Annotated in this window: 14 protein-coding genes; 7 read left to right on the forward strand and 7 right to left on the reverse strand. The window is 72.7% G+C overall.

The features are described from left to right. Positions 1–24 precede the first annotated feature (24 nt). The 3 genes from AC068Z_RS30215 to AC068Z_RS30225 all read right to left on the reverse strand — a co-directional run bounded on the left by AC068Z_RS30215 (position 25) and on the right by AC068Z_RS30225 (position 1,951). Complete coding sequence (locus AC068Z_RS30215) at positions 25–558, reverse strand: response regulator (RefSeq protein ID WP_478562510.1); 534 nt, start codon at positions 556–558, stop codon at positions 25–27. Positions 559–689: 131 nt separating this feature from the next. Further along, on the reverse strand, positions 690–1,049 hold the full coding sequence (locus tag AC068Z_RS30220; protein WP_478562513.1) for a chorismate mutase: 360 nt from the start codon (positions 1,047–1,049) through the stop codon (positions 690–692). Positions 1,050–1,060: 11 nt separating this feature from the next. Then, a complete protein-coding gene (locus AC068Z_RS30225) occupies positions 1,061–1,951 on the reverse strand; it encodes a helix-turn-helix domain-containing protein (RefSeq protein ID WP_478562516.1) in 891 nt (296 codons plus the stop codon). 143 nt (positions 1,952–2,094) lie between these two features. Here AC068Z_RS30225 and AC068Z_RS30230 point away from each other — a divergent pair, with 143 nt between their 5' ends. Next, positions 2,095–3,831, forward strand: a complete 1,737-nt coding sequence (locus AC068Z_RS30230; RefSeq protein WP_478562519.1) for a glycoside hydrolase family 35 protein — start codon at positions 2,095–2,097, stop codon at positions 3,829–3,831. A 135-nt stretch (positions 3,832–3,966) separates the two neighbouring features. Here AC068Z_RS30230 and AC068Z_RS30235 read toward each other — a convergent pair whose 3' ends face one another. Further along, entirely contained in the window at positions 3,967–4,767 is an 801-nt protein-coding gene (locus tag AC068Z_RS30235) for a S1 family peptidase (RefSeq protein WP_478562522.1), read from the reverse strand. Between the two features lie 162 nt (positions 4,768–4,929). Here AC068Z_RS30235 and AC068Z_RS30240 point away from each other — a divergent pair, with 162 nt between their 5' ends. Next, entirely contained in the window at positions 4,930–5,808 is an 879-nt protein-coding gene (locus tag AC068Z_RS30240; protein ID WP_478562525.1) for a hypothetical protein, read from the forward strand. A gap of 10 nt (positions 5,809–5,818) precedes the next feature. Here AC068Z_RS30240 and AC068Z_RS30245 read toward each other — a convergent pair whose 3' ends face one another. Together AC068Z_RS30245 and AC068Z_RS30250 are read right to left on the reverse strand one after the other, a co-directional pair. Then, positions 5,819–6,730 carry an SDR family oxidoreductase gene (locus tag AC068Z_RS30245; protein ID WP_478562527.1) on the reverse strand — a complete coding sequence of 304 codons (912 nt, stop codon included), beginning with the start codon at positions 6,728–6,730 and terminating at the stop codon, positions 5,819–5,821. A 74-nt stretch (positions 6,731–6,804) separates the two neighbouring features. After that, positions 6,805–7,635, reverse strand: a complete 831-nt coding sequence (locus tag AC068Z_RS30250) for an SDR family oxidoreductase (RefSeq protein ID WP_478562530.1) — start codon at positions 7,633–7,635, stop codon at positions 6,805–6,807. Between the two features lie 53 nt (positions 7,636–7,688). On the opposite strand from AC068Z_RS30250, the gene AC068Z_RS30255 reads away from it, so the two are divergent. Genes AC068Z_RS30255 through AC068Z_RS30275 form a run of 5 tightly spaced genes read left to right on the forward strand, consistent with a single transcriptional unit; the run spans position 7,689 to position 11,664 of the window. Continuing rightward, on the forward strand, positions 7,689–8,441 hold the full coding sequence (locus AC068Z_RS30255) for an enoyl-CoA hydratase family protein (RefSeq protein WP_478562533.1): 753 nt from the start codon (positions 7,689–7,691) through the stop codon (positions 8,439–8,441). Position 8,442: 1 nt separating this feature from the next. Continuing rightward, complete coding sequence (locus AC068Z_RS30260) at positions 8,443–9,249, forward strand: CoA transferase subunit A (RefSeq protein ID WP_478562536.1); 807 nt, start codon at positions 8,443–8,445, stop codon at positions 9,247–9,249. Then, on the forward strand, positions 9,246–9,962 hold the full coding sequence (locus AC068Z_RS30265; RefSeq protein ID WP_478562539.1) for a CoA-transferase subunit beta: 717 nt from the start codon (positions 9,246–9,248) through the stop codon (positions 9,960–9,962). Before AC068Z_RS30260 ends, AC068Z_RS30265 begins: the two co-directional genes overlap by 4 nt. Continuing rightward, the gene (locus tag AC068Z_RS30270) at positions 9,962–11,026 is read left to right on the forward strand and encodes an NAD(P)H-dependent flavin oxidoreductase (protein ID WP_478562542.1); all 1,065 of its coding nucleotides are present in this window, start codon (positions 9,962–9,964) and stop codon (positions 11,024–11,026) included. The genes AC068Z_RS30265 and AC068Z_RS30270 overlap by 1 nt, the downstream gene beginning before the upstream one ends. Next, the gene (locus AC068Z_RS30275; protein WP_478562545.1) at positions 11,023–11,664 is read left to right on the forward strand and encodes an SIMPL domain-containing protein; all 642 of its coding nucleotides are present in this window, start codon (positions 11,023–11,025) and stop codon (positions 11,662–11,664) included. Before AC068Z_RS30270 ends, AC068Z_RS30275 begins: the two co-directional genes overlap by 4 nt. Here AC068Z_RS30275 and AC068Z_RS30280 read toward each other — a convergent pair. Next, positions 11,650–12,819 carry an acetyl-CoA C-acetyltransferase gene (locus AC068Z_RS30280; protein WP_478562548.1) on the reverse strand — a complete coding sequence of 390 codons (1,170 nt, stop codon included), beginning with the start codon at positions 12,817–12,819 and terminating at the stop codon, positions 11,650–11,652. The two genes, AC068Z_RS30275 and AC068Z_RS30280, sit on opposite strands and share 15 nt — an antisense overlap. Positions 12,820–12,844 lie beyond the last annotated feature (25 nt).

The raw sequence follows: 12,844 nt of genomic DNA on the forward strand, positions 1-12,844 counted from the left end.
CACAGGGGCGGGCCGGTACGCGGCCTATGTCCGGTCCTGCGCCGGGCGGGCGCCGGAGGTGTCGCGCTGGGAGGGGACGCGGGGGTCGGGGTGGGGCAGGACGGGCCCGCCGGTGTCGCTCCGGCCCTTGACGAGGGCGCGCAGTTCGCGCACTTCCTGCTCCAGGGCGCGGTGGCGGCGGTGGGCGTCGTAGAGGTAGCGGACCTTGGTGCGTAACGTCCAGGGGTCGATGGGTTTCATCACGAGGTCCGCGACGCCCAGCCCGAAGGCGGCGGAGGTCAGTTCCTGATCCTGACCGAAACCCGTGAGCAGGATGACCGGAATGTGCTGGGTCTGTTCCAGGCGCCGCATGTAGCGCACCACGTCCAGGCCGCTGACGCCGGGCATGCGCACGTCCAGCAGGAGGAGTCCCACCTGCCCGCGCAGCACCTGCTTGAGCGCCTCGTCACCGTTGGTGGCGCGGCTGAGCTGGTAGCCCAGGGGGGCCAGGGCGCTCTCCAGGGCGTACAGCGTGTCCTCGTGGTCGTCGACGATGAGGATCTTGGCATCCGAGGGCATGGCCCGACGTCCCTCCCGCATGGGACAACCAGCTTATGTCCGTGACCCTGACGGGGTGTGCCCGTCGACTGACAAAGAGTGCACAGCGCAGCATGCCCCTCCGCGGGCGGCCGTGTCACGCCCTCGGTGGTTCACTTCGCCGTGGACGCGGCGCCGTTGACCGTGTTCTCGGCGGTCTCGGCGATGCTCTCGTGGTGTCTGATCACCTCGGCGATGATGAAGTTCAGGAACTTCTCGGCGAAGGCCGGGTCGAGCTTGGCGTTCTCGGCGAGGGTGCGCAGCCGGTCGATCTGCCGGGCCTCGCGGGCCGGGTCGGCGGGCGGCAGCTGGTGCGCGGCCTTGAGGTGGCCGACCTGCTGGGTGCACTTGAAGCGCTCGGCGAGCATGTGGACGACGGCGGCGTCGATGTTGTCGATGCTGTCGCGCAGCCGCGCGAGCTCCTCGCGGACGGCGGGGTCGACGTCACCGGTTCCGGTGTTGCTGGTGGTCATGGGCGACCACCCTACGGCTCCGGGGCGCGCTCGATCATCGGCGGATCGTCCGGCGGCGGGATCCGATCGCTCCAGCCGCCGGGGACGGTACGGCCCTGCTGGGCGCGGAAGCGGACCGGGGGCATGCCGACGCGGCGGGTGAACAGGCGGGAGAAATAGGCCGGATCGTCGTACCCGACGCGGCGGGCGACGGCCGCGACGGGCAGTTCGGTGCCGGCCAGGAGTTCCTTGGCGCGGCCGAGCCGGATGCCGAGGAGATAGTCCTTGGGGCTGCATCCGGCGCCCCGGCGGACGGCGGTGCGCAGTTCGGCCGGGGTCATGCCGTGCCGGGCGGCGTGGTCGGCGACGGTCATCGGGGTGCAGGCGTCCCGCGCGAGGGCCTTGAGGACCTGGTCGCCGTCGGGGGCGAGGTCCGCGCGGGCGCGGCGCAGGGCGACGAGCAGCTCGTGGACGCCGGCCGCGGTCTCGACCTCCAGCAGCGGGTTGTCGCGGCGGGCGGCGCGCGCGATGCGGGTGATCACCCCGCGCGGGGCGGCGGCGTCCGAGAGGGGCACCACGGGGCGGTCCGGTTCGATGTAGCCGAGTTCGGTGTACGTCGTCGTCGCGGGCCCGGTGAAGTCGACGAACCCCTCGTCCCAGCCGGTGGCGGGGTCGGGGCCGTAGTGGTGCGGGACGCCCGGGGTGAGCCACAGCAGGGCGGGCGCGGAGACGGCGGTACGGCGGCCGTCGGGGCTGCGGTACCAGCCGCCGCCCGAGCTGATGACCACGGCGACGTGATGGGCGAGGGTGCGCGGGCCGACGGGGGGCAGGACGCCGTACTGGAGGCCGACGCCGAGGCAGACCAGGCCGAGGCGGTGGTGGGCGGGTCCGGGCGTGAAGAAGCGCATCCAGGTGTGGTACATCCGGGCCCCCTCTCCGTCCTTCGGTCGTCGTGTCGGTGGTCGTGTCGGTGGTCGTGCCGGTCGTCGTGCCGGTTGTCGTTCGTCCAAGCAGCGCCGATCTTTGTCCATGGACCCTGACCTGCGCCAGAGGCGAGGGTGGCGGCATGAGCGAGTTCACCGTGGGGCACACGGACTTCCTGCTGGACGGGCGGCCGGTGCGGCTGCTGTCCGGCGCGCTGCACTACTTCCGGGTGCACGAGACGCAGTGGGGGCACCGGCTCGGGATGCTGCGGGCGATGGGCCTCAACTGCGTCGAGACATACGTGCCGTGGAACCTGCACGAGCCCCGGCCCGGCGAGTTCCGGGACGTGGCGGCGCTCGGCCGGTTCCTGGACGCGGCCCGGCAGGCGGGGCTGTGGGCGATCGTCCGGCCGGGCCCGTACATCTGCGCCGAGTGGGAGAACGGCGGGCTGCCGCACTGGGTGCCGGGCCACGCACGCACGCGTGACGAGCGTTTTCTCCGCCCGGTGGAGCGCTGGTTCCGTGAGCTGCTCCCTCAGGTGGTCGCCCGGCAGATCGACCGCGGTGGCCCGGTGATCATGGTCCAGGTCGAGAACGAGTACGGCAGCTACGGCTCCGACGCGCGGTACCTGCAACGGCTCGCCAAGCTGCTGCGCGCGGAGGGCGTCTCGGTCCCGCTGTTCACCTCGGACGGCCCGGAGGACCACATGCTCTCCGGCGGCTCGGTGCCGGGGGTCCTGGCGACGGTGAACTTCGGCTCCCACGCGCGGGAGGCGTTCCAGGCCCTGCGCCGGCACCGGCCGGACGGTCCGCTCATGTGCATGGAGTTCTGGTGCGGCTGGTTCGACCACTGGGGGGCCGAACACGTCGTACGGGATCCCCGGGACGCCGCCGCGGCACTGCGGGAGATCCTGGACTGCGGGGCCTCGGTCAATCTGTACATGGCGCACGGCGGCACCAGCTTCGCGGGCTGGGCGGGCGCCAACCGGGGCGGCGGCGAGCTGCACGACGGGCCGCTGGAGCCCGACGTGACGTCCTACGACTACGACGCCCCGGTCGACGAGTACGGGCGCCCCACGCCCAAGTTCTGGGCCTTCCGCGAGGTGCTCGCCGAGTACGCCGAGGGCCCCCTCCCCGAGCCCCCGCCGCCGCCCGCCGCGCTGGGCGCCCCCGCCGAGGCCCGCCTGACCGCCTGGGCGCCGCTGAAGGCCGTACTCCAGGCGCGTGGGGGCCCCGAGGTGTCTGCTCCCGTGCCGCCGACCTTCGAGGAGCTGGACGTCGACCGAGGTCTGGTGCGCTACGAGGTGACCGTGCCGGGGCCGCGGCAGCCGTATCCGCTGATCGCGCGCGGGCTGCGGGACCGGGCGGTGGTGTACGTCGACGGGGAGCGGGCCGGGGTGCTCACCGAGGAGGACGAGCGGCTCAAGGAGCCCGTCGCCGGGCACGCGCGCGTGGAGCTGTGGGTGGAGTCGCTGGGGCGGGTCAACTACGGGCCGCGCTGCGGGGAGCCCAAGGGGATCACCGGGGGGATCCTGCACGAGCGGCAGTATCTGCATGACGTACGCGCGCGTGGGCTGCGGCTGGACGACCTGGACGACGTGTCGGCGGTGCCGTTCCGGGAGCTCGACGGGACGACCGCGCCGGGACTCTACCGGGGTTCGGTGGCCGTCCGGGGAGCCGGGGACGCGCTGCTGGAACTGCCGGGCTGGACAAGGGGGTTCGTCTGGGTGAACGGCTTCGATCTGGGCCGGTACTGGTCGGCAGGGCCGCAGACGGCGCTGTTCGTGCCGGGCCCGGTGCTGCGCGAGGGGGAGAACGACGTGTGGGTGCTGGAGTGCGAGGAGGCGTCCACGCGGGCGCCCCTGCTGCGGGGGGTGTGAGGGCGCGGGCCCCTGCCGCCGGGGGGTGTGAGGGCGTGGGCCCCTGCCGCCGGGGGGTGTGAGGGCGCGGGCGCATGAGTGAGCCGCGGGCCTCCTCCGAGAGAGCCCGCGGCTCACCTGTTCCCGGCCGCGCGCCTAGAGGGCGGACGCGGCCCGGGCTATGTCGGCGGCGAACGTGTTCACCTGGGTGTAGACGCCGGGCACGCCCGCGCGGGCGCAGCCGTCACCCCAGCTGACGATGCCGACCTGGATCCACTTGCCGGCGTCGTCCTTGCGGAACATCGGGCCACCGGAGTCACCCTGGCAGGTGTCGATCGCGCCGCGCGTCCAGCCGGCGCAGATCTCCTCCTTGGCCACCAGACGGTTGCCGTAGTGACGCTTGCAGACACGGTCCGCGACGAACGGCACGGTGGCCTTGCGCAGCTTGGTGGTGCCGGTGCCGGCACCCTCCCGCGTGTCGCCCCAGCCCGCGATCGTGAACATGCCGCGGTTGTAGCGGTCCGTGGTGGCGATCTTCAGCGTGGGCTTGTCGATCGGCTTGGCGAGCTTGATCAGCGCCCAGTCCTTGCCGGTGCCGTCGTAGCCCGGCGCCACCTTGACCTTCTTCGACTTGACCTTGATCGCCGCGGAGGAGTTGAGGTCGTTGACACCCGCGGTGACCGTGATGCTGGTGTTGTTGCCGGAGCCGTCCATGCAGTGGGCGGCGGTCAGGACGATGTCCTTCTTGTAGAGCGCCCCGCCGCAGCCCATCGAGAGATGGACCATGAAGGGGAACTCGTTCTGCGCCGCGGGCGTTCCACCTACGACGCGCGTGTCGGCGGCCTGGGCCGCGCTCACCGGCTGGAGGGACGCCACGGCGAGGGCGACGGCACCGGCTGCCGCGGCCTTCTTGGCCAGGGACAGGCCGCCGATTCTCTTGGGCGCGTTAAGGGTCAACGCATGTCCTTTCGTGAGGGGTTGGGCGGCCCGCAGTATGAAGATCAAGGAGGGGGCATGACAAGGACGGATCTCACGTACCGGCGATGGAACCCAGGCGCGGAAATATCCCTCACATCCCCGTAGAGTGGATTCGGGTTCAGGCGTCTTGGGGGTTCGGACGTGGCGAACGGCGGACCGGTCGAGCACGGCTACCCACACCTGGAGACGGTGCGGGCGGCGATCACGGCGCTGTACAAGCGGCTGTCCTACGACACCATCCAGACCTTCGCGAGCAGCGTGGTCCCCGCCGACGTCGCCTTCTGCGACACCGACGACCTGTATCTGGGGACCCAGCGGGTGGCCCGGGAGCTGGTGCGGCACTACCGGCTGCCGGACGCGCGGATCATCGTGAGCTTCCGCGAGATGACGCATGCGGCGAACGTCGAACTCGCCGCGGGACCTGAGTACTTCGTCGAGCTGAACGACCGGTTCCGGACGCATCGGCGGGACATCGGGGCGGCGCTGGCGCACGAGATCATGCATGTGTACCTGCACCGGCTGGACCTGTCGTTCCCGGGCACGCGGGACAACGAGATCCTGACCGACACGGCGACGACGTACCTGGGTGCCGGGTGGCTGCTGCTGGACGCGTACCGGGAGGACGGGGCGTCGTCGCAGAAGCTGGGGTATCTGACGCCGGAGGAGTTCGGGTACGTGCTGGCCAAGCGGGCGCTGGTGTTCGGGGAGGACCCCTCGGTGTGGTTCACCAGTCCGCAGGCCTACACGGCGTACGGCAAGGGCCTCGCGGAGGCGCGGCGCGATGAGCAGCAGCCTCCGCTGACGGCGGCGGGGTGGGCGGGGCGGCGGCGGTACGCGCGGGACCGGCGGCACGCGGGCGGGCCGGCGCCGGGAGCGCCGTACACGTTCAGCCCGGATGGTGGGGGGTTGCGGGTGTCGTTCCCCTGCCCGACGTGCCATCAGCGGATTCGGGTGCCGGTGCGGGGGAGGGTGCGGGCTCGGTGCGGGCTGTGCCGGACGGTTCTTGAATGCGACACGTAGGAAACTGCACTCACCCCCCGTACACCGGCAGAGGTTGTTCCGCCTCCCCCAGCAGCTTGCGTACCGTCCCCCCCGCCTCCCCCGCTCCCCACCGCGCCCCCTTGTCGGCGCTCGGTCCCCTGCGCCAGCCGTCCATCACCGTGATGCGGCCCGCCTCCGCCTCGAAGACGCGGCCCGTCACACCGGCGCTCTCGGGCGAGCCCAGCCACACCACCAGCGGGGACACGTTCTCCGGGGCCATCGCGTCGAAGCCGGTTTCGGGGGCGGCCATCGTGTCGGCGAAGGTTCGTTCCGTCATGCGCGTCCTCGCCGCCGGGGCGATGGCGTTGACCTGGACGCCGTACCGGGAGAGTTCCGCCGCCGCCACCAGGGTCAGGGCCACCACCCCCGCCTTCGCCGCGCTGTAGTTGCCCTGCCCCACCGCGCCCAACAGGCCTGCTCCGCTGCTGGTGTTGACGACCCTCGCGGTCGGGACGCGGCCCGCCTTGGCCTCCGCGCGCCAGTGGGCCGCCGCGTGCTTGAGGGGCAGGAAGTGGCCCTTGAGGTGGACGCGGATCACCGCGTCCCACTCCTCCTCGTCCAGGTTCACCAGCATCCGGTCCCGCAGGAACCCGGCGTTGTTGACCAGCGTGTCCAGGCGCCCATAGGTCTCCAGAGCCGTACGGATCAGCGAGGCCGCTCCCTGCGACGTCGCGATGTCGCCGCCGTGGGCCACCGCCTCGCCCCCCGCGTCCCGGATCTCCGCGACCACCCGAGCCGCCGGGCCGTCCGCACCCGGGGTGCCGGTGCCGTCCAGACCGACGCCCAGGTCGTTCACGACCACTCGCGCCCCCTCCGCCGCGAAGGCGAGCGCGTGGGCGCGGCCCAGGCCCCGGCCCGCACCGGTGACGACGACGACCCGCCCGTCGCAGATTCCGGTCATCTCAGCTCCCTTGGTCAGCAGTTGCCGATTCCCGCGTCAGTCGGCGAGTCCCGCATCAGGTGTCGATTCCCGCATCACTTGCCAAGCCCCGCATCACTGGCCGAACCCCGCACCAGCCCAAGCCCCGCATCACTGGCCGAACCCCGCACCAGCCCAAGCCCCGCATCCGCTGCCGATCCCCGCCCCGCCGCGGCCAGAAAGGCAGGCCGCTCCCCGCCGCCGTGCAGCGCGAGGTTCGCCCCCGTGACATAGGCGGCCGCTGCCGAGGAGAGGAACACCGCCGCCGCGCCCACGTCCGCCGGCTCGGCCAGCCGCCCGAGCGGGACCGTGCGGGACACCGCGGCCACGCCCTCCTCGTCGCCGTAGTGCAGATGCGCCAGCTCGGTGCGGACCATCCCGACCACCAGCGTGTTGACGCGGACCTCCGGCGCCCACTCCACCGCCATCGAGCGTGCGAGGCTCTCCAGGCCCGCCTTCGCCGCCCCGTACGCGGCCGAGCCCGGCGAGGGCCGGCCGCCGCTGACGCTGCCGATCATCACCACGCTCCCCCGGGCCCGCCGCAGCAGCGGATACGCGGCGAGCGAGACCGTCAGCGGGGCGGTGAGGTTCAGTTCCAGCACGCGCGCGTGCCGCTCGGCGTCCGCCTCGGCGAGCAGCCGGTACGGGGTGCCGCCCGCGTTGTTCACGAGCACGTCCAGCCGCGGGAGTTCAGCGAAGAAGCGGCCCACCGACGCGGAGTCCCGCACGTCCAGCGCCCTGAACTCGGTTCCCTCAAGCGGCACTTCCGGCGCCTTGCGCGCGCACACCACCACCTCCGCCCCCGCCTCGACGAAGGCGCGGGCGATGCCGGCGCCGACGCCGCGCGTGCCGCCGGTGACGACGGCGAGCTTTCCGTTGAGCTCCATCCGCTGCTACCTTCCACCTAACAAACGTTAGGTGGAAGGTAGCTGATGCGCCCATGAGTGTCTCCACCTCGTCCCCGGAAAAGGGGATCCGTCTCGTCACGGTCGACCATCCACCCGTCAACGCCCTGCCGGTGACCGGCTGGTTCGCGCTCGCCGACGCGATCCGCGCGGCCGGCCGCGACCCGGGGACACGGTGTGTGGTCCTGGCCGCCGCGGGCCGGGGGTTCAACGCGGGCGTGGACATCAAGGAGATCCAGAGCCGCGGCCAGGACGCGCTCCTCGGCGCCAACCGGGCCTGCTTCGCGGCCTTTTCGGCCGTGTACGACTGCGAGGTCCCCGTCGTCGCCGCCGTGCAGGGGTTCTGCCTGGGCGGGGGCATCGGGCTCGTCGGGAACGCCGACGCGATCGTGGCCAGCGAGGACGCCACCTTCGGACTGCCCGAGCTGGACCGGGGAGCCCTGGGCGCCGCCACCCACCTCGCCCGGCTCGTCCCCCAGCACCTCATGCGGACCCTGTACTTCACCTCCCGCACCGCGACCGCCGCCGAGCTGCACCGGCACGGCTCGGTGTGGCGGGTCGTGCCGCGCGAACAACTTCGCCAGGCGGCGCTGGAGTTGGCCGGCGACATCGCGGCCAAGGACGGCGAGCTGCTGCGCCTGGCCAAGGCGGCCATCAACGGCATCGACCCCGTCGACGTCCACCGCGCCTACCGCTACGAGCAGGGCTTCACCTACGAGGCGAGCGTCAGCGGCGTGGGCGCCCGGGTGCGGGACGCCTTCGGGTCCCGCGCGGAGGACGGTGACTGAGGTGGCCGACAAGACCATGACCCCCGACGAGGTCGCCTCCCGGCTCGGCGACGGCATGACCCTCGGCATCGGCGGCTGGGGCTCCCGCCGCAAGCCGATGGCCCTGGTGAAGGCAGTGCTCCGGGCCGGGATCACCGATCTGACGGTCGTCTCCTGCGGCGGCCCCGACGTCGGCATGCTGGCCGCCGCCGGCCGGATCCGCCGCCTGGTCGCCCCCTTCGTCACCCTCGACTCGATCCCCCTCGAACCGCACTACCGCGCGGCCCGCGAGCGCGGCGGCCTCGAACTGACCGAACTCGACGAGGCGATGTTCCTGTGGGGACTGCGCGCGGCCGCCAACCGGCTGCCGTTCCTGCCGGTGCGCACCGCCGTCGGTTCGGACGTCATGCGGGTCAACCCGGGCCTGCGGACGGTCACTTCGCCGTACGACGACGGCGAGACCTTCGTCGCCGCGCCGGCCCTCCGCCTCGACGCGGCCCTGGTCCACGTCAACCGCGCCGACCGTCTCGGCAACGGCCAGTACCTGGGCCCCGACCCCTACTTCGACGACCTGTTCTGCGAGGCGGCGGACACGGCCTACGTCTCCTGCGAACGGATCGTCGACACAGCGGAACTGGCGAAGGAGGGGGCGCCTCAGACGCTGCTGATCCAACGGCACAGCGTCACCGGGGTGATCGAGGCCCCCGGCGGCGCCCGCTTCACGTCCTGCGCGCCCGACTACGGCAGGGACGAGGCCGTACAGAAGGAGTACGCCCGCACGCCCTGGCCGGAGTTCGCCGCGCGGTACCTCCGGGAGGGGACGCCATGACCGCCACCCGCGCCGAGTACTGCGTGATCGCCTGCGCCGAGGCCTGGCGTGGCGCCGGGGAGGTCCTCGCGAGCCCCATGGGCCTGATCCCCTCCGTCGGCGCCCGGCTGGCCCGGCTCACCTTCTCGCCCGACCTGCTGCTCACCGACGGCGAGGCGATGCTCGTCGCCGCGGACGGCACGGTCGAGGGCTGGCTGCCGTACCGCCGTCACCTGACCCTCGTCACCGGCGGCAAGCGCCACGTCATGATGGGCGCGAGCCAGATCGACCGCTTCGGCAACCAGAACATCGCGTGCATCGGGGACTGGGCGCGGCCCGAGCGGCAACTGCTCGGCGTACGCGGGGCGCCGGTCAACACGCTGAACAACCCCACCAGTTACTGGATCCCCCGGCACTCCCGGCGGGTCTTCGTCGAGCGCGTCGACATGGTGTGCGGGGTCGGCTACGACCGTGCCGCGGGCGCCCGTCACCACCGCATCCCGCGCGTGGTCTCCGACCTCGGCGTCTTCGACTTCGCCACCCCCGACCACTCGATGCGGCTGGCCTCGCTGCACCCGGGAGTGAGCGTCGAGGAGGTCCAGGAGGCGACCGGCTTCGCGCTGACGGTCCCGGACGAGGTGCCGTACACCCGCGAGCCCAATCCCGCCGAACTGCGTCTGATCCGCCAGGTGATCGACCCGGGGAACACCCGCGCGCGGGAGGTCGACCGCTGATGGAGACCGCGCTGACCCGCCTCGTCGGCGTCCGGCACCCGATCGTGCAGACCGGCATGGGCTGGGTCGCCGGCCCCCGCCTGGTCTCCGCGACGGCGAACGCGGGCGCGCTCGGCATCCTGGCCTCCGCCACCATGACCGTCGACCGGTTGCGCGAGGCGGTCCGCGAGGTCAAGTCCCGTACGGACGCGCCCTTCGGCGTCAATCTCCGCGCGGACGCCACGGACGCCGGCGATCGCGTGCGGGTGATCATCGAGGAGGGGGTGCGGGTCGCCTCTTTCGCCCTCGCCCCCTCCCCCGAGCTGATCGCCGGGCTCAAGGAGGCGGGCGTGGTGGTGATCCCGACCGTGGGCGCCCGGCGCCACGCCGAGAAGGTGGCGGGCTGGGGCGCGGACGCGGTGATCGTGCAGGGCGGGGAGGGCGGCGGACACACCGGCGAGGTGGCGACGACCGTGCTGCTGCCGCAGGTGGTGGACGCCGTGCGGATCCCCGTCGTCGCCGCGGGCGGGTTCTTCGACGGGCGGGGCCTGGTCGCGGCGCTGGCCTACGGCGCGGCGGGCGTCGCCATGGGCACCCGCTTCCTGCTGACCTCGGACTCGACGGTCCCGGACGCCGTGAAGGCGCGGTACCTGGCGGCGACGGTCAAGGACGTCACCGTCACCACGGCCGTCGACGGCCTGCCGCACCGCATGCTCCGCACGGAACTGGTCGACGCGCTCGAGCGCTCCGGCCGTACGACGGCCCTGCTCCGGGCGGTACGGCGGGCCGCGGGCTTCCGGCGCCTCTCGGGGCTGAGCCGGCGCCGGATGATCCAGGACGGACTGGCGCTGAAGCACGGCAGGGAGCTGACCTGGAGCCAGGTCCTGCTCGCCGCGAACACGCCGATGCTGCTGAAGGCGTCGATGGTGGACGGCCGTACGGATCTCGGCGTGATGGCGTCCGGACAGGTCGCCGGGGTCATCGACGATCTGCCGTCCTGCGCCGAACTCGTCGAGCGGATCATGGCCGAGGCCGCGCGAATTCTGGGCGCGCTGCCGGCGGGCGGTGCTTCAATGCGCGCATGACGGAGACGATCAAGGACCCTTGGGGTATCAGTGTTTTCGGTGCGGGCAGTGTGCGGGCGGAGCCGCAACTGGTCCGGGTGAAGCTGGGCGTGGAGGAACTGGAGCCGGAGCCCGACCAGGCGTTCCATGAGGCGGGCGCGGCCGTGACCCGGCTGCGCGAGGTGCTGCGCGCGCACGGGATACCGGACGCCTCGGTGTCGGGTTCCCGGCTGAGGCTCAGCTCGGAGTACGGCCATGCCAACGGCACCCGTAAGTTCCTCGGTTACCGCTGCGAGGCCCAGTACGTCATCGAGACCGACACGCTGGACAACCTCCAGCAGCTGTTGGTGGACGTGGTGGAGGCCGGTGCGCGCAGCATCGACGGCGTCGACTTCGACGTCCACGACAAGCCCGCCCTGCGGGACGAGGCGCGCCGCAGGGCGGTGGCCGCCGCCCGTCGCAAGGCCGAGGTCTACGCGGAGGCGGCGGGCGTGCATCTCGGTGCCGTGATCCACATCCAGGACGTGGACGCCGAGTCGTACGAGTTCCGTCAGTACCGCGGGCACGGCGGCGGGGGCGGTGCCTCGGCCGGTGATCTCGCGCCGGGGATGGTGCAGGTGGCGGCGGGGGTGGTGCTCGGCTTCTCACTCGGCCACTGAGAGCCTCTCGATGATCGTCACGTTGGCCTGACCCCCGCCCTCGCACATCGTCTGCAGCCCGAACCGGCCGCCGGTGCGCTCCAGTTCGTGCAGGAGGGTCGTCATCAGGCGGACGCCGGTGGCGCCCAGGGGGTGGCCGAGGGCGATGGCGCCGCCGTTGACGTTGACCTTCTCGGGGTCCGCGCCGGTCTCCTTCAGCCAGGCCAGGACGACCGGCGCGAAGGCCTCGTTGATCTCGACGAGGTCGATGGCGTCGATGGTCATGCCGGTCTTCTTCAGGGCGTGCGCGGTGGCCGGTATGGGCGCGGTGAGCATCCGGATCGGGTCCTCGCCGCGCACCGAGAGATGGTGCACCCGCGCGCGGGGCGTCAGCCCGTGCTCGCGCACCGCCCGCTCGGAGGCGAGCAGCATGGCCGCCGCGCCGTCGGAGACCTGCGAGGAGCAGGCGGCGCTGATCGTGCCCCCCTCCACGACCGGCTTCAGCGCGGCCATCTTCTCCAGCGAGGTGTCCCGGCGCGGGCCCTCGTCGGCCACGACCGCGCCGTAGGACACCACCTCGCGGTCGAAGCGCCCCTCGTCGATCGCGCGCACCGCCCGCTCGTGCGAGCGCAGCGCGAACTCCTCCTGGTCCCGCCTGCTGATGCCCCACTTCGCGGCGATCATCTCGGCGCCGACGAACTGGTTCACCGGCTTGCCCCCGTACCGCGCCTGCCAGCCCTCGCTGCCCGCGAACGGGCCCTGGGTGAGCCCCAGCGGCTCGGCGGCCTGCCGGGTGGCGTAGGCGATCGGGATCATCGACATGTTCTGCACCCCGCCCGCCACGACCAGGTCCTGGGTGCCGGAGAGTACGCCCTGTGCCGCGAAGTGCACGGCCTGCTGGGAGGAGCCGCACTGCCGGTCGACGGTCACCCCGGGCACCTCCTCGGGCAGCCCGGCCGCCAGCCAGCAGGTCCGCGCGATGTCCCCGGCCTGCGGTCCGACGGCGTCCAGGCAGCCGAACACGACGTCCTCGACGGCGGCCGGGTCCGCGCCGGCGCGGGCCATCAGCTCCTTCAGCACATGCGCGCCCAGATCGGCCGGATGGACCCCGCTCAGGCCTCCCCCGCGCCGCCCCACGGGCGTCCGTACCGCTTCGACGATGTAGGCCTCGGCCATGACAACTCCCCAATGGCAGCAGTGA

Source organism: Streptomyces sp. NPDC043726, from assembly GCF_056436565.1.